The following is a 16,331-nucleotide window of genomic DNA, read 5'->3' as shown; positions in this document are numbered from 1 at the left end:
CTTCGTGCGTGTGTTTGGGGGGTGGCTGCTTTCCGCCCGGGGCCTCGCGGGGCCCCCCACTACAGGTGAGGCTTCATGCCGAGCATGGCTCGGCACTACAGGTGAGGCTTCATGCCGAGCATGGCTCGGCACTACAGGGCCGCTGCTGCTCAGATCAGAGACTTCACCCGGTACAGCGCTTCCAGCGCCTGCTTCGGTGTCAGCTCATCCGGATCGATCGCCTGCAGTGCATCCAGAGCCGCTGAGTTCGGCGCGGCAAACAGACCAAACTGCTGCGGCGCATCCAGGGCCTGTGGAGCCATCGCCGCGCTCTGGGTTTCACCGCCGCGCTGTTCAAGCTCGGCCAGACGGCGGCGCGCCTGCGCTACCGTCGACTTGGGCAGGCCGGCCAGTGCAGCTACCTGCAAACCAAAGCTGCGGTTGGCCGGGCCGTCCTTCACTGCGTGCATGAACACCAGGGTGTCGCCGTGTTCCACCGCATCCAGATGCACGTTGGCGATGCCGCTGGCGCCGCCTTCGTGGCTCTCGTCGGCCAGCGCGGTCAGCTCGAAGTAGTGGGTGGCGAACAAGGTGTAGCAGCGGTTCTGGTAAGCCAGGTGGCGGGCCACCGCGTCGGCCAGGGCCAGGCCGTCATAGGTGGAGGTGCCGCGGCCGATTTCGTCCATCAACACCAGCGAGTGCGCGCTGGCGTGGTGCAGGATGTAGCTGGTCTCGGCCATTTCCACCATGAAGGTGGATTGGCCCTTGGCAAGGTCGTCGCCGGCGCCGATGCGGGTCAGGATGCGGTCGATCGGGCCGATCACCGCACGGCTGGCCGGCACGAAGCTGCCGATATGCGCCAGCAGCACGATCAGTGCGTTCTGCCGCATATAGGTCGACTTACCGCCCATGTTCGGGCCGGTGATGACCAGCATGCGGCGGTCCGGGTGCAGGTCCAGGTCATTGGGCTCGAACGGTGCTTCGCGCACTGCTTCCACCACCGGGTGGCGGCCGCGCTCGATGCGCAGGCAGGCGTCTTCCTGCAGTTCCGGCTGCGCCCAGTCCAGTGCCTGCGCGCGCTCGGCGAATGCAGCCAGCACGTCCAGCTCGCTCAAGGCACCGGCACAGCGCTTCAAGGGCTCCAACTGCTCGCCGACGATGTCGAGCAGGCCTTCGTACAGCAGCTTTTCGCGGCTGAGCGAGCGCTCGCGTGCCGACAGCACCTTGTCCTCGAAGTTCTTCAACTCCTCGGTGATGTAGCGCTCTGCATTGGTCAGGGTCTGGCGGCGGGTGTAGTGCACCGGTGCCTTGTCGGCCTGGCCCTTGCTGATCTCGATGTAATAGCCATGCACGCGGTTGTAGCCGACCTTCAAGGTGGCGATGCCGCTGGCCTGGCGCTCGCGCGCCTCCAGGTCGATCAGAAACTGGTCGGCATGGGTGGACAGGCGGCGCAGCTCGTCCAGCTCGGCGTCGTAGCCTTCGGCGATCACGCCGCCGTCGGACAGTTTCAGCGGCGGCTGTTCGGCAATGGCGCTGGCCAGCAGGTGCGCGCTTTCATAGTGCGAGCCCAGCTCGGCGCGCAACTGCTGCAGGCGCGGCGAATCCAGCGTGTCCAGCTGCGCGTTGATGGCCGGCAATAGGCCCAGGCCATCACGCAGGGTGGAGAAATCGCGCGGCCGCGCCGAGCGCAGTGCCATGCGGGTCAAGATACGTTCGATATCGCCAAGCGCGCGGAAGCTGTCGCGCAGGTCGGCATCGGCGCCGCGATCGATCAGAGTGGCTACGGCATGGTGGCGTTGCTGCAGCACGTTGCGCAGGCGCAACGGGCGGTGCAGCCAGCGCCGCAGCAGGCGCCCGCCCATCGGCGAGACCGTGCTGTCGAGCACGCCGAGCAAGGTGTTGCGGGTGTCGCCATCAACGCGCGTATCCAGCTCCAGATGACGGCGGGTGGCGGCATTCATCGCGATCGCTTCACCAGCGTTCTCCATCGCGATGGCGGTCAGGTGCGGCAGGCGCTGCTTCTGGGTTTCCTCGACATAGCCGAGCAGGGCGCCGGCGGCCCCGGTGGCGCGCGGCTTGTCGTCAATGCCGAAGCCGCTCAGGTCGTGCAGCTTGAAGAAGTTCAGCAGGTGGCGACGACCACTGTCGGCGTCGAACAGCCACGGTGCTCGGCGGCGCACGCCGCTGCGGTGGCGCAGGAATTCGGGCCAGTTCTCTTCGTCGGGCACCAGCAGTTCGGCCGGTTCCAGCCGGGCCAGTTCGGCTTCCAGCGCGTCGTCGTTGTCTACTTCATTGACCAGGAAGCGACCGCCGGCCAGATCGGCCCAGGCCAGGCCGTAGCCGGCCTTGCTGCGCGACAGCGCCATCAGCAAGGTATCGCGGCGTTCGTCCAGCAGGGCCTCGTCGGTGACGGTGCCGGGGGTGACCACGCGCACTACCTTGCGTTCGACCAGGCCTTTGGCCAAGGCCGGGTCGCCGATCTGCTCGCAGATCGCCACCGACTCGCCGACTGCCACCAGCCGCGCCAGATAGCCTTCGAAGGAATGCACCGGCACGCCGGCCATCGGGATCGGCGCACCGCCGGAGCTGCCGCGCTGGGTCAGGGTGATATCGAGCAGGCGCGCGGCCTTGCGCGCGTCGTCATAGAACAGTTCGTAGAAATCGCCCATCCGGAAGAACAGCAGCAGGTCCGGGTACTCGGACTTGGCTGCGAAGAACTGCTTCATCAACGGGGTATGTTCGGGCTTCTTCTCGGTCACGCGGGTTCCACTTCCATTGCCGGGCAGGGGGCTGCCACAAAGGCAACATTGTAGGGGCTGACCCGGCGCAGCACGAACCGTCGGCGTGGGAACTATCCGTGCCCGGCTGTCGCTCCCTTGCCGGCCTGCAGCATCCGCTGGCGGAAGAAGGGATACAGGGCCGCGCTGAACAGGACCGCGACGGTGGCATAGGCCAGCAACTGGGTGTCTGCGCCGAGCAGCGCGTAGAGGCAGTAAACCACCGCTGCGGCGGCGGTGAACAGGCAGGCGGCGCGCATCCATCCCTGTTCACCGCGTTCCAGCGTGGAACAGATCAGTGCACCCGCCGAGAACAGATAGGGGATGATGGTCAGCAATACGGCGATGTTGGTCAGCTGATCAAATTGGCGGGCCAGGGTAGGCGAGGAGGTGGCCAGCAGCAGCGCGCTCATCAGTACCGCCACGATCATCAGGCCGGCGCCGGGCATGCCGTGCTTGTTGAGTCGGCAGAACACCCGGGGGAACAGACCATCCTCGGCTGCCGCCTTCGCCGATTGGCCGACCAGCAGCATCCAGCCGCCCAGCGCGCCGGCCGATTTGAGGATCGCGCACAATGCGATCACCAGCATGCCCCAAGGGCCGATCATCAACTGCGCGACATCGGCAAACGGTGCCGAGGAGTCGCGCAGCTGTGCCATTGGCACGATGCCCATGATCACCAGCGAGCAGATGATGTAGATCACTGCCGCCAGCGCCAAGCCAAGCAGGGTGGCCAGTGGGATGTTGCGCTTGGGGTTGTCGATCACATCGGCCGATACCGCCGCGCTTTCCACTCCCATGAACGCCCACAAGGCGATGGAGGCACTGCGGGAGATGGCGGCGCTGTCCCCCATGCCGCTGACGTTCCAGCCGGCGCTGAACAGTGCTGGATCGAACCACCACCAACCGAACACGGCGATGCCCAGTATCGGGATCAGGGCCAGCAGCAAGGTGCCGGTCTCCAGCGCGCCGATCCAGCGGGCACCGCGTGCATTGGCCAGGCTCAGCAGCCAGATCACGGCGAGGGTGAAGCCCAATCGCGGATGGACGTCCTGCAGCCACGGCCACAAGTGGCTCAGGTAGCCGGTTACCACCAGGGCGATGGCGACATTGCCGATCCAGTTGCCGAACCAATAGGCGTAATTGCTGACAAAGCCGATGTAATTGCCGAAGGCGTCGCGCGCGTAGGCATAGGGGCCGCCGGGCTGCGGATCGAGTTGTGACAGGCGGGCGAACACCAGCCCCAGGGCGATGGCGCCAGCGGTGGCGATCAGCCAGCCCAACGAGGAGATGCTGCCGACGGTGGCCAGATTGGCCGGCAGCAGGAATACCCCGGTGCCGATCATGTTGCCGGCAACCAGCATGGTCGCCATGGTCAGGCCCATCTTCTTCGGGGCGGGTGAGCTCATGTCCAGGCCGGGTCGGAAGTGAAGTCGATGGTCAGCCAGAAGCGTCCCGAGCGTGCATCCAGCTGCGATGCGATTTCATCGCGCAGGCGGTCGACATCACCGATGCAGCCGAGCTGGGTATCGGGCCTGGTCAGGATATGGATTTCGACAAACTGCATGCGGCCGATCTTGGCGACGTGGCTGGTGAAGCCTTCGAAGTGATGCCTGGCGACGAACGCCTGCATCACCTGTTGCACGAGTTGGTCCAGTTCGCTGGGGGCTACCTGCAGGACTTCGCGCGCGGCTTTCCATGCGCCAAGCAAGGGCACTGGTAGCGTCGCCAAAGCGATACAGGCCAGCACCAAGGGGTCAAGGTAGGGAATCCAGTGCTCATGCGTGCCACCGTGCAATGCCAGTGCAATGACGAACGAGAGCACCACGGCAAGGCTCATCAATCCGGTCAGCAGCCAGGCGCGTGCGTCCAGACGCAGCAGGCCGGATTGCAGTCGCCGTGCATGGCGGCCAATCCATATGGCCATTGCCAGGTCCACCACCGCCAGTAAGCCGGCCCAGATCAGGCCAGGGCCAACCCGGGTTTCGTGGCCGCCATCGCTGAAGCCGATGACCGCATTGGCCAGCGCATAGATGCAGGCCAGGCTGAGAATGGCGCCGCCCAGCGCCTCGACCATCGGCTCCAGATGCCAGAAACCGTATTGGAAGCGCGGACTCTGTTCGCGGGCCATCAGCCGCAGCACGGCCAGAGCTACCAGCGTCAACGCCACATCCACGAGGCTGTAGATGCCATCGAACAGGATGGCCTGCGAGCGGGCGAGCATGCCACCAAAGAAGCCGATCGCAGCGACCAGCACGGTCGCCGCGATGGAGAGTTTCAATACGCGTTGTTCCTGGCGGGTGCTGGTCATCTGGTTGGTCGGCGGCCCGATAGCAATGTAAGGGGAGCTAGGCTCTAAAAGCCCCTCTCCCGTTTACGGGAGAGGGGTTGGGGTGAGGGCGCTTTGAAAGCACGTGGCGCAGATTTTGATCTGAGCAGAGCGGAGCCAAAGCCAAGGCCAAAGTGCAGGAAGCCAAGAGCCAAAGGCTCTCCTCATCTGCGCCTGCAGGGCACCTCGTTCCGCGCCCCGGCCCCGCGTAGCACGCGGGGCGTACGAACAGGCACGGGACTTTGGCTCGCACACGCCTGTTCTCAACCCCGCGAGCGGGAGAAGGGAAGGCATGTATTGCTTTTGCTTCGGGGTCAAACCTTCAGAACCTCCACCCGATAACTCGGCTTCTCCCCGCTGTTGTCGATGATCAAGCCATGCACATCCGATTCAAACCCCGGGAAGCGTGCATTCTGTTCGCGGGCGATGCGCAGCGATTGGATGATGGGATCGTCGCTGGCGCCGAAACGCTCGCCCGGCATGATGGTCGGAATGCCAGGCGGGTAGGGCACCAGCATGGTGCCGGCAACGCGGCCGCTGAGCTGGTCGATGTCCACCCGCTCGATCTCACCACGCACCAGATGGTTATAGGCTTCGGCCGGTGTGATCACCGGCTCCGGCAGCTCCACGTACATCTCGCGCATCACCTCGGCTACGCGGAACTCGCGGTTGAACTCATGCAGGGCTGCACAGAGATCGCGCAGGCCCCAACCGACGTAGGCAGCGGCATTGTCTTCGAGCAGGCTGGGCAGTGATTGGCTCAGCGGTGCGTTGGCATCGTACAGGTCCTTGAATGCCAGCAACTCGGTGACCAGGGTGCTCCACTTGCCCTTGGTGATGCCCATCGAGAACAGGAACAGCACCGAGTACAGGTTGGTCTTCTCCACGGTAATGCCGCGCGACCACAGGAATTTGCTGAGAATTGCCGCAGGTATTCCCAGTTTTCCCATCTCGCCGTCCATCGACAGGCCGGGTGTCAGCAAGGTGACCTTTACCGGATCGATGAGCACATAGTCATCGGCGAGGTTGTCGAAGCCGTGCCAGCGCGCATCCGGGCGCAGGTACCAATCGGGGCGCGAGGTGACCATCGGCTTGCTGCTGTCGCCCTTGGCCAGGGTGCGCTCCACGCCGTCGGGCTGCCAGACCTTGAACCACCAGTCATCGCGGCCCAGATCCTCACTGACGTGCAGCATTGCACGGCGGAAGGCGACGGCCTCATCGTGCATTTCCTGCACCAGGGATTTACCCGCGTCACCTTCCATCATCTTGGAGGCGACATCGCAGGCGGCGATGATGCCGTAGTGCGGGCTGGTGGAGGTGTGCATCATGAAGGATTCGTTGAAGCGTTCCGCATCCAGTTCGCGGGTAGCGGCATTGCGCACGTGGATCATCGAGGCCTGCGAGAACGCGGCCAGCAACTTGTGCGTGGAGTGGGTGGTGAAGATGATGGCGTCCTGCTCACGCGGCTTGCCCTTGGCCATGCCGTAGTGGTTCTCGTAGAAGGGATGGAACGCGGCATAGGCGTACCAGGCTTCATCGAAATGCAGGAAGTCCACCGCGGTGCCCAGGTTGTCGGCGATCTTCTCGGCGTTGTAGCAGAGCCCGTCATAGGTGGAGTTGGTGACCACCGCAATGCGCGGTTTCACCCCGGGCTTGGCGGCCTTGCTGGCCAGGGGGTTGGCCTGGATCATCTTCTGCAGGGCCTCGCCGGAGAACTGGTCCAGGCTGATCGGCCCGATGATGCCGTGGGCATTGCGGCTGGGGGTAAAGTACACCGGGATGCCGCCCGTCATGATAAGTGCGTGCAGCAGCGACTTGTGACAGTTGCGGTCGACGAACACGATGTCACCCCGCGCCACCGTGCCATGCCAGACGATCTTGTTGGCGGTGGAGGTGCCATTGGTGACAAAGAAGGTATGGTCGGCGCCGAAATTGCGCGCCGCCTCGGTTTCGGCATCACGGATCGGACCGGTGTGGTCGAGCAGTGAGCCGAGCTCCGGCACCGAAATGGACAGATCGCTGCGCAGGGTGTTCTCGCCGTAGAACTGATGCAGTGCACGGCCAACGGGCGACTTGGTGAAGGCGACACCGCCGGCATGGCCGGGGGTATGCCAGGAGTAGTTGGATTGGGCCGAGTGATGGATCAGCGCCTTGAAGAACGGTGGCAGCAGCTTGGCCATGTAGTCGTCGGCCGCGCGCATCACTTGCCTGGCGATGAAGCTCTTGGTGTCTTCGAACAGGAAGATGTAGCCGTGCACGAACTTGAGCAGCTTGCTCGGTATCTTCTCGATGGTGCGGCGTTCGCCGTAGAGGAATACCGGCAAATCGGCGCGGCGCTGGCTCTGCTCGCGCAGGAAGGCGAGCAGGCGTTGGAACTGGTCGTCATCGTCCTCGGTGCCGTCGATGGAAATCAGTACCGCCGAGGCGGCCACGTAGGTGCGTGCGCCGGCGCGGGCATCGTCCAGGTTCAGGCCGGTGAGTACACGCTGGTCGCTCTTGCGCAGCTCTTCGGCGAGGGCGCGGATAAGGATGCCGGCGATACGCGGCGATTCGTAGTCGGCATCGATGATGACGATCGGGTAGTCGAGTGATTTGAAGTACATGGTGTTGTTCCTGTCTACCGAGCGGGGGATCAGTTCGTGCTGGCACGGGCGGTGCCAGTCGGAGTGAATTTGGCCAGGCGCTGCTTGCGGCGCTCATCGCTGAAGAATGGATAGAACACGGTGATGAACAGTACGAACAGGAAGGCGTACTGGACGATGCTGCCGGAGGAGCCATAGATGGCCCACAGGCAGTAGACGACGGTGATGCTGGTCAGTACCCAGAACGCACCGGTGTGGGCGATGGTATGCGAGCGTTCCACCACGAAGTAGCACGCCACGCAGGAATAGATGTAAGGCAGCAAGGTCAATACCACCGCCGCGGACGTGATCACGTCGAACTGGGCGGACGCGGTCTCCGAGGTCGATGTGATCAGCACCGCAATCGTCATCAGCACGGCAACGATCAACACGCCCTTGACCGGTACTTCATCCTTGTTGATCTTGCTGAAGACGCTGGGAAACAAACCGTCATCGGAGGCTGCCTTGGCGCTTTGCGCGGTCAACAGGATCCAACCGCCCAACGAGCCAGCTGCACCGAGGAAGGCGCACAGACTGACCAGCGCGCCGCCCCAGCCGCCGACCGCGGTGGCCGCTGCCAGTGCAAACGGTGCATCCGATACCTGCAGGTCGGCGTTGGGCACCATGCCCATGATTACCGAGGAGCTGGCGATGTAGGCAATCGCGGCGAGGAAAACGCCTGCCAGGGTTGCGCGCGCCACGTTCTTCTCCGGGTTCTCCACGACACCTGCGGTGACCGAGGCCGACTCCACGCCGATGAAGGCCCACAAGGTCAATGCAGCGGCGCTGGATACCGCACCGAAGTTGGATTGGCCGGAAACGTTGTAGGCGCCCTTGAAGATGGTGGGGTCGAAGTAGAACCAGCCGAAGATGGCAATGCCAAGAATCGGCACCAACGCAAAGCTGGTGGTCACCGTCTGTACGCGGCTGACGAAGGAGGGGCCGATGACGTTGGCGAAGCTCAGGGCCCACACCAGCAGCAGCACCGCGATGCAGCGTGGCAGCGGTTCGGACAGGATCGGGAAGAAGTAGCTGAAGTAGCCCACCGCGGCAATGGGAATGGCAACGTTGCCGATCCAATTGGCGAACCAGTAGATGGTGTTGGTCTGGAAACCCATGTATGGGCCGAACCAGTCACGCGCATAGGCATAGGGGCCGCCTGCCTTTGGCGCGAGCTTGCCGAGTTTTGCGAATACAAAGGCCAACAACAGCGCGCCGGCGGTGGTGACCAGCCAGCCCCAGATCGAGGCGGTGCCGATCTTTGCCAGGCTGGAAGGCAGCAGGAAGACGCCTGAGCCCATCATGTTGCCTGCCACCAGGAAGGTCGCGCCAACGACCCCGATTTTCTTCTGACCTGCCATGACTATCTCCTTTCGCCGGCTGCACCGGGTAATTCGATGGGAAGGGCATTGCGTGAATCGTTGGGTGGCGAGCTGCACATGGCTTGTGCGGGCGTCGGCTGCCTGCTACTTGATGAAGTTGTATTGCAGGCTGCCCTGCAGGCGCAGCGTGTCCGCATCGCGGCCGTCCTGCAGTTGCTGTTGGCCGTATAGCAGTTCCATGCCCATGGTCCAGGATGGTGCTGGGCTCCATAGCAGATTCAGTGCGGCGTAGCGGCTGCGACGGAAGGCGTCGCTGGCCAGTGCGTCAGCGCTGTCGATCTGCAGCTGTCCATAGATCAGGTTGGAGCGCCACAGGTCCGACCAGTAGTGGGTGTAGCCGAAGAAGCCACCGCGCAGCGGCAGCGCCTTCAGCCGGCCGTCGGCGTCAATGGCTGCATCCAGGTTGGAGCCAGTCAGGTCCGCGGTATAGCGGCTGATGCCCTTGCCGCCGATCAGGCCGAACAACAGCAGGTCGCGTTCGGCCACGGCGTAGGAGCCGCTCAGCTGCACGCCGCCGCCGAACGTGCGGTCGCTGCGGCCATCGCCGTCGTAGCCGAGGCTGCGCAGCACCGCGCCAAGCTGCAGGTGCCCCCAGTCGCGTTCCATGCGGGCGATCAGGCTGACATCGGGCAGGTGCTCGGTGCTGCTGTCGCTGTCCCCGGTATTTGCCAGTTGCGAATCCGGGTCTTCCGCGGCCACGGTCAAGCTGTTGCCCTTGCCCAGCGCAAAGCTGTGGTGGATGCCGGCTACCAGCAGGTATGCGGCCGCGCCGGGGCCGGCAAAATCCAGGGTGTCCGGCAGGGAGTCTGCATCCATGAAGGTGGAGTAGCCGTAGCCGGCATAGGTATTGCCCAGCTGGCCATAGGCGTGGCGCAGGCGGAACTGGTAACTGTCGCTGCTGCCGAAGAAATCGTTCTCCAGATAGAAGCGCAGCTTGCCGTGTGTGGTCGGGCGCCGTGCCTCGAAGCTGAAACGGGTCTGCTTGGCATGCATCCCGAAGTGCGAGACATCGCGATGCGGGCTGTCGACCGGGATTGATGAGGGAATGAACTGCTCGGTGTCACCGGCGGCGCGACGGTCTGCAATCGCATCGAGCTTGGCGTAGCCACCGAGTCGGATCATGGTGTCGGTGCCGGGAATGGCAATGAAACCCTTCAGTTCGGGGTCGTTTGGCGAAGGTGCGTTGTCCGGGCGCGAGGCGGCGGTGGAAGGGTCGGCAACCGAATCACGGGCGGGCAGGATGGTCTGGGCCGGCGGCGCTGCCTTGTTACGCGGGGGTGCCGTCGTTGATGATGAAACGGTAGCCCGTGCTGCCGGAACCGTGGAGGTTGGGGCTGGATTGGCCTGGCCCTGCTCAAGCGCATCAAGCCGTGCATTGAGTGATTGCAGGTGTTGCTGCGCCTGGACGATCTCCGCACGCAGTGCGGCGACGGAGTCCTGCGCGCTCGCCGCGCAGGGCAACAACGCAAGTGGCAACAATGTGGCCAGCGTCAGTGGTTTCATCGCCTGTTCCGTGGAGAAAAAACACCTCTCACGGCCGGGACGGATCCCAGCCGCCATTTCACCGATTGCCCACGTGGCGACGCGCTGGATGCCTCCCTCATGCCTGCGTGAAGCCTGCCCATTTACCATGGTCGAGGCGGGGTTATGGCTACGTGAATTTAGGATGAAACCTTATGTCATAAACGGCACGTACCTGACGCGGGTAGCGATTTAGTCTTCGCTTTCGACGCGGCCGATTTCCAACGGCACGCGGCGGCCATCCAACAGGCCGCGGCTGAGTTTTCCATCCTCGATGAACAGCAACTCACCGTTCTCGCCGTCCTTGATGCTGCTGTCGATGGCGATGATGCGATCACCGTGGAAACTGCTGACATGTGGCATCGACGTGTGGCCGACCACGATGCGGGTGAGTCCCAGTCGGTCGAGCACTCCCTGCACGCCGGTTGTATCCAGCTGGCCGTTGAAATAGCCGCGGTACCAGATCGGACTGGTCTTGCCGTCGTACAGCGGTGCAGTGACCGGATCTGCCTTCACCTCCGCCTTGGGCCGACCCAGCGAGGCCTGGTAAGCGGCGTTGGTGGCCGCTGGATCGAGTGCGAGTTGCAGTGCGTCGGGCGAGATGCCGCCGTGCAGGAACAATGTATCGCCGATGCGCAGCAGCACCGGGCGGGTGCGCAGCCATTGCCCGATCACCGAGTCGGCGCCATACAGCTGCGGATAGCTGCGGCCGAGCAGCTGGGCACTGCGCAGGTACTTGGGATTGACGTAGCGCAGGTCGTCATACAGAACCATGGTTTCGTGGTTGCCGAGCACGAAATGGACTGCGCCGCCGGCCTGTGCCGCTTGCTGCTGCAGGCTGTAGAGCAACCAGAAGGCTTCGGTGACCTGTGGACCACGGTCGAATACGTCGCCAGCGACGACCAGGGTGTCCTTGCCCAATGCCCAGTTGTCTTCGTCATTGATCACGCCGTTGGCGCGCAGCAGCCGCTGCAGCAGCGCGTATTGGCCGTGGATGTCGGAGACGGCGACGATGCGCGGCACCGCGGGCAGTACCGCGGCGGCTGGAGTGGCGAGTGGGGTGATATGCAAGGGATGCGGATAGCCGCAATCCGGCGCGACAGCACGAGAGATGTCGCGCCTCGCCCTTATCCTCCGCGAAATCACCTGGTCGTCGCAGATCCATTGCGCCCGTACACGCTTGCCATCGCGGAACACATAGGGGCCATCGGCCTGCACATGCGCCGCTGGCTGCGGGACCTCGCGGGCATTGGCATCCAGAGCGGGCAGGGCACTGCACAGCAGCAGGATGAGCAAGACGCGGAGGAGGGGCATGGCAGGATTCCAAAGACGGGTGACCGGTTGCACCCGCCTGCAGCCTATGCGGTCGTTGCCCCGGCAGCATGTGCTATCGGTTGGTATTGGCTGCTGCTCAGTCGCGACGCAAAGCGGTGCGGCCCGGGGCGGCGGGCAAGGCATCGCTGCCCAGTACGACGCGATTGCGGCCCTGCTTCTTGGCCTGGTACATGGCGGCGTCGGCACGTGCCATCACCCGCTCGTAGTCGGGGTGGCCGTCATACAAGGCAACGCCGATGCTGGCGCTGATGGGCAGGAGCTGGCCATCTGCAAGGGTGACTGGCGTATCGACCAGGCGTCGGCACAGGCCATCGGCAATCACCATGGCCTGGCGTTCTTCCACCGCCACCAGTACGACGACGAATTCTTCGCCGCCGTAGCGGAATACATAGTCGCTGCCACGGGTGAACTGGCTGAGGATGCCGGCAACGTGTTGCAGTGAGCGATCGCCGGCTTCGTGGCCGTGTTCGTCGTTGATGGCCTTGAAGTGATCCAGGTCCAGCAGCAATACGGCGAAGCTGTCGCCAGACTTCTCCGCCAGTTCGATCTCGCGGCGCAGCACGGTGGGCAGGAAGCGTCGGTTGAGCAGATTGGTCAAGGCATCGCAGCCGGCATCCAGCTCGCCGATGCGCTCGAACAACATGCCCAGCAAGGTGCGGATCTGGCTGACCTTGGAGCGCACGTCCTGCAGCTGCGCGGTACGCGCGGCCGGATCGCTGTCCTGCTGCAGGGTGTGCTGCAGCAATTGGTCGACGTCTTGGATCAGACCGCTGATCTGGCGGGTTTCGGAGCTCTCGCCAAAGCTGGGAATGCCCTTGTGGTTGAACCAAAGGCCGAACTCGGAACGCGCCAGGGTCTGGAAGCTGCCCAGGTCGCCCTGCGCTGCCAACGCATACAGGAGCGTGTTTTCCCAATCCAGCAGCAGGGCGCGCTGGCGTTCGCGCTCGGTGCTCACATTCTGTACCAGCGAGAACAGCCGGTAGGCGGCATCCGTGCGTGAGGAACGTTCCCGTGCGTTGGAATAGGCCAGTGTCATACCCTCCAGCGCGATGTCGAACGATGCGGTGAGGCTGGCAATGGCGGTGTGTGCGGCCTCGCCGTGTCCGGCCTGCTCGCCGATCAGTTGGAACAGGCGTTGCTTCAGCACGCGGGTGCCACGGGTAACAAGGTCTACCGGGATGCCCACGCGTGCATGCACATCGCCGATGACACGCTGGTTGGCGATCAACTGCTCGACGTTGTCGGATGTGGCGCGCAGCAGGTCCCTGACCCAGCGCTGCATGGCCGGCTGCAGTCGTACCCGCACCTGATCATGTGACATCGAGCGTGAGGCACGCGCGTCGTTCATCATGACCTTGTAAAAATGCGCGGCCAGTTCAGCGGCATGCGCGTCGGCCAGGCCCGCGAGGATCTGGCTCGCCTGGACACCGGCGGCGTCGAGGCATTGTTTCCAGGCATCGGCCAGAGCGCTGCTGTCGGTGTCAGGGGGTGGTGCGGGAGCGATATTCATGCGTACGACCAGTAAAGTGCCAAGAGGCAGCCGATTATTATCGGCAGCAACAACAGGTTTTTGAGGACTTTGTGTTGATAGTTGAATTCACTGTTTGTTCAAGTTTGCTTGTGTTGGGCAGTATCGGGTTGGCGGGATGATCAGCGCCGGTCCATTTCCGCTGATGGCGCTGGTTGCTGTGCTGGCACTGGCGATTGGCTGGTTCTTCGCGCGCGCATTGGCACCTGCCGCCGATGGGATGCGCAGCCGCGCTGGTGCGGTTGTGCTGGATGCGTTTCTGCTGGGTTTGCTTGGCGCACGCCTGGCGCATGTGGCGCTGCATGCCGGCGATTACCTGGCACAGCCGCTCTCCATCATTCGGCTGGGCGATGGTGGCTATTCGATCTGGGCCGGCCTGCTGGTCGCCGCCGCCTACGCGCTGTGGAAAACTCGCCAACGCGTCCTGCGCAAGCCGGTGTTGCTGGGTCTGGCCGCTGGCGCTGCGCTGTGGGCAATCGGCGGCATGGCGCTGTTTGCAGTGCAGCGCTCGTCGATTCCGTTGCCGGATGCGGTGCTGGTTGATCTGCAGGACAGGCCGGCACCGTTGGCTGCTTTCGCTGGCAAGCCAACCGTGATCAATCTTTGGGCGACCTGGTGTGGCCCGTGCCGGCGCGAGATGCCGGTGCTGGCACAGGCGCAGCAGGCGCACCCGCAGGTGCAGTTCGTGTTCGCCAATCAGGGCGAAAGCCGCGATGAAGTCGCCGATTATTTGCGTGCCGAGAACATGCAGTTGGACAACGTGCTGCTGGATGCCGAGTCGCGCGTGATGCAGCAGACCGGCGCCCGCGCATTGCCGACAACGTTGTTCTTCGGCGCCGATGGGCGCCTGCGCAATGTGCACATGGGCGAGCTGTCGCGCGCCACCTTGGAAGCGCGTCTGCGCGAAATGCAATAACCCTTTCCTGAAAGAGACACACGATGATGCGTTCCCGTTCGATGTTGCTGTTGTTGTCCGCCATGACGCTGGCGCCGCTGGCCTGCGCACAGACCGCCAGTGCCCCGGCTGCGACGGCCGCCAAGCCGGCTGCGGTCAATGAGCCGGCCGTGGTGAAAACCCTGCGTTCGCAGGGTGTTGAGTTCATGGGCACGTTCGAAACACCGGTTGGCCTGACCGGCTATGCCGGCGTCGCTGGCCAGCGTCCGCTGGGCGTGTATGTATCCAAGGACGGCGAGTACGCGGTGGTTGGCACCCTGGTCAACGCCAAGGGTGAGGACGTCAGCGCCGCCAAGCTCAAGGAGCTGGTGTCCGGGCCGATGGGCCAGCAGGCCTGGGCCAAGGTGGAAGCCAGCCATTGGGTGCGCGATGGCAAGGCCGATGCGCCGCGCGTCATCTATTCCTTCAGCGACCCGAACTGCCCGTATTGCAACCGTTTCTGGGAAGCGGCGCAGCCATGGGTGGCCGCAGGCAAGGTGCAGATCCGGCAGATCCTGGTCGGCGTGATCCGCGAGGACAGTGCCAACAAAGCCGCCGCGATTCTGGGCGCAGCCTCACCGGAGCAGGCGCTGATCCAGAACGAGCGTGATTTCGCCAAGGGCGGCATCAAGCCGCTGGCGACGGTACCGGCGGCGGTGCAGGCCAAGCTGCGTGCCAATGAGGCCTTGATGCTGGATCTGGGCTTCCAGGGCACGCCGGGCATCCTGTTCAAGGATGCCGACGGCACGGTGCAGATGCGTTCGGGCATGCCGCAGGGCGATGACATGCAGACGGTGCTCGGACCACGCTGATCACTGAACCGGGCGGCGGCGATGTAATAGTCTCCGCCGCCAGTGGCTGACTAAGCTGGCCCCGCTATGAGGAGCCAGCCATGAGTCACGACCACAACCATCTGCCCAGCGAAATCCGCCACGAGAAACCGCTGTGGTGGGCATTGGGCCTGACCACCGCCTATCTGGTGGTGGAAGTCATCGGCGCTTTCTGGACCAACAGCCTGGCGCTGTTGTCCGATGCCGCGCACATGGCAACCGATGCGATCGGCCTGATGATCGCGTTGACCGCCGTTCGCCTGAGCCGGCGTCCGCCCGATGCCAAACGCACTTACGGTTATGCGCGGTTGGAGGCCTTGGGTGCGGTAGCCAACGGCCTGCTGTTGTTCGGCGTGGGCATCTACATCCTGTTCGAGGCCGTGCAGCGCTTCCAGCAGCCGCAGGCGATCGCCTCCACCGGCATGATGTGGGTGGCTGCATTCGGCCTGGTGGTGAACCTGATCGCGATGCGCCTGCTCAGTGCTGGCAGCGGTGAAAGCCTCAACGTCAAGGGCGCCTACCTGGAAGTGTGGAGCGACATGCTTGGCTCGGTGGCGGTGATTGCCGGCGGCCTGATCATCCACTTCACCGGTTGGACCCTGGTCGATCCGATCCTGGCCGTGCTGATCGGCCTGTGGGTGCTGCCGCGTACCTGGGTGCTGTTGCGCGATGCGATCAATGTGTTGCTGGAGGGCGTGCCGAAGGGGGTGGTGCTGGCTGATATCGAGGCAGCGCTACGCGGGCACGCTGGTGTAGCCGGTATCCATGACCTGCATGTGTGGGCGCTGGCATCGAGCACCCCGGCCTTGACCGTGCACGTGGTGATGCATGACGGTCAGGCGCCGGATGTATTGCGTCGACAGCTGGCGGACCTGCTGCATGAGCGGTTTGATATCGATCATGTGACGGTGCAGGTTGAAGCGGATCACTGCGGTGATGATTGTGCGGACAAGAAGGCGGGTGGCGGTCATGATGATCATGAAGGCCATGCGCACGGGCCGGATGATCAGGGCCATCACGGCCATGTGCACCGCTAGAGGTAGTGCCGAGCCATGCTCGGCAGGGGCTTTGCCGCTGATCCATCAGCCTTCTTTG

The 16,331-nt window shown here is 63.9% G+C and carries 11 protein-coding genes; 3 read left to right on the top strand and 8 right to left on the bottom strand.

The genetic code is table 11. The annotated features are described in order from the left end of the window. Nucleotides 1-149: 149 nt before the first annotated feature. The 8 genes from mutS to AC1VXC_RS15810 all read right to left on the bottom strand — a co-directional run bounded on the left by mutS (nt 150) and on the right by AC1VXC_RS15810 (nt 13,454). Nucleotides 150-2,705, bottom strand: a complete 2,556-nt coding sequence (gene mutS, locus AC1VXC_RS15845; RefSeq protein WP_481538983.1) for a DNA mismatch repair protein MutS — start codon at nt 2,703-2,705, stop codon at nt 150-152. Nucleotides 2,706-2,830: 125 nt separating this feature from the next. After that, entirely contained in the window at nt 2,831-4,165 is a 1,335-nt protein-coding gene (locus AC1VXC_RS15840; RefSeq protein WP_481538976.1) for an amino acid permease, read from the bottom strand. Further along, nucleotides 4,162-5,067: a cation diffusion facilitator family transporter gene (locus AC1VXC_RS15835; RefSeq protein WP_481538975.1), complete on the bottom strand. Its 906-nt coding sequence runs from the start codon at nt 5,065-5,067 to the stop codon at nt 4,162-4,164. The genes AC1VXC_RS15840 and AC1VXC_RS15835 overlap by 4 nt, the downstream gene beginning before the upstream one ends. Before the next feature lie 332 nt (nt 5,068-5,399). Further along, nucleotides 5,400-7,688 (bottom strand): Orn/Lys/Arg family decarboxylase, encoded by a 2,289-nt coding sequence (locus AC1VXC_RS15830; protein WP_313170605.1) that lies wholly within the window; start codon nt 7,686-7,688, stop codon nt 5,400-5,402. Nucleotides 7,689-7,717: 29 nt separating this feature from the next. Beyond that, nucleotides 7,718-9,067, bottom strand: a complete 1,350-nt coding sequence (adiC, locus tag AC1VXC_RS15825; protein WP_313170607.1) for an arginine/agmatine antiporter — start codon at nt 9,065-9,067, stop codon at nt 7,718-7,720. Nucleotides 9,068-9,172: 105 nt separating this feature from the next. Then, on the bottom strand, nt 9,173-10,591 hold the full coding sequence (locus tag AC1VXC_RS15820) for a DcaP family trimeric outer membrane transporter (protein WP_481538974.1): 1,419 nt from the start codon (nt 10,589-10,591) through the stop codon (nt 9,173-9,175). 210 nt (nt 10,592-10,801) lie between these two features. After that, nucleotides 10,802-11,923 carry a metallophosphoesterase gene (locus AC1VXC_RS15815; protein WP_481538973.1) on the bottom strand — a complete coding sequence of 374 codons (1,122 nt, stop codon included), beginning with the start codon at nt 11,921-11,923 and terminating at the stop codon, nt 10,802-10,804. A 97-nt stretch (nt 11,924-12,020) separates the two neighbouring features. Then, a complete protein-coding gene (locus AC1VXC_RS15810) occupies nt 12,021-13,454 on the bottom strand; it encodes a GGDEF domain-containing protein (protein ID WP_481538972.1) in 1,434 nt (477 codons plus the stop codon). A gap of 136 nt (nt 13,455-13,590) precedes the next feature. On the opposite strand from AC1VXC_RS15810, the gene AC1VXC_RS15805 reads away from it, so the two are divergent. From AC1VXC_RS15805 to AC1VXC_RS15795, 3 genes are all read left to right on the top strand, one after another. Then, nucleotides 13,591-14,388, top strand: coding sequence for a prolipoprotein diacylglyceryl transferase family protein (locus AC1VXC_RS15805; RefSeq protein ID WP_313494302.1), 798 nt, complete (start codon nt 13,591-13,593; stop codon nt 14,386-14,388). Nucleotides 14,389-14,411: 23 nt separating this feature from the next. Further along, nucleotides 14,412-15,218 (top strand): thiol:disulfide interchange protein DsbG, encoded by an 807-nt coding sequence (dsbG, locus tag AC1VXC_RS15800; RefSeq protein ID WP_313170613.1) that lies wholly within the window; start codon nt 14,412-14,414, stop codon nt 15,216-15,218. Nucleotides 15,219-15,298: 80 nt separating this feature from the next. Further along, nucleotides 15,299-16,273: a cation diffusion facilitator family transporter gene (locus tag AC1VXC_RS15795; protein ID WP_313170615.1), complete on the top strand. Its 975-nt coding sequence runs from the start codon at nt 15,299-15,301 to the stop codon at nt 16,271-16,273. The last annotated feature ends 58 nt before the right edge of the window (nt 16,274-16,331 follow it).

This window comes from Stenotrophomonas sp. STEN033 (genome assembly GCF_056856655.1).
The sequence above is the reverse complement of the archived record's forward strand: the minus strand, read 5'-3'. Positions and strand labels throughout refer to the sequence as shown.

Bases quoted from the DNA above. Each gene is read 5' to 3' on its own strand.
- AC1VXC_RS15815 (WP_481538973.1), bottom strand. From the start codon at position 11,923: ATGCCCCTCCTCCGCGTCTTGCTCATCCTGCTGCTGTGCAGTGCCCTG.
- AC1VXC_RS15820 (WP_481538974.1), bottom strand. From the start codon at position 10,591: ATGAAACCACTGACGCTGGCCACATTGTTGCCACTTGCGTTGTTGCCC.
- AC1VXC_RS15805 (WP_313494302.1), top strand. From the start codon at position 13,591: ATGATCAGCGCCGGTCCATTTCCGCTGATGGCGCTGGTTGCTGTGCTG.
- AC1VXC_RS15810 (WP_481538972.1), bottom strand. From the start codon at position 13,454: ATGAATATCGCTCCCGCACCACCCCCTGACACCGACAGCAGCGCTCTG.
- adiC (WP_313170607.1), bottom strand. From the start codon at position 9,067: ATGGCAGGTCAGAAGAAAATCGGGGTCGTTGGCGCGACCTTCCTGGTG.
- AC1VXC_RS15840 (WP_481538976.1), bottom strand. From the start codon at position 4,165: ATGAGCTCACCCGCCCCGAAGAAGATGGGCCTGACCATGGCGACCATG.
- AC1VXC_RS15795 (WP_313170615.1), top strand. From the start codon at position 15,299: ATGAGTCACGACCACAACCATCTGCCCAGCGAAATCCGCCACGAGAAA.
- AC1VXC_RS15835 (WP_481538975.1), bottom strand. From the start codon at position 5,067: ATGACCAGCACCCGCCAGGAACAACGCGTATTGAAACTCTCCATCGCG.
- mutS (WP_481538983.1), bottom strand. From the start codon at position 2,705: ATGAAGCAGTTCTTCGCAGCCAAGTCCGAGTACCCGGACCTGCTGCTG.
- dsbG (WP_313170613.1), top strand. From the start codon at position 14,412: ATGATGCGTTCCCGTTCGATGTTGCTGTTGTTGTCCGCCATGACGCTG.
- AC1VXC_RS15830 (WP_313170605.1), bottom strand. From the start codon at position 7,688: ATGTACTTCAAATCACTCGACTACCCGATCGTCATCATCGATGCCGAC.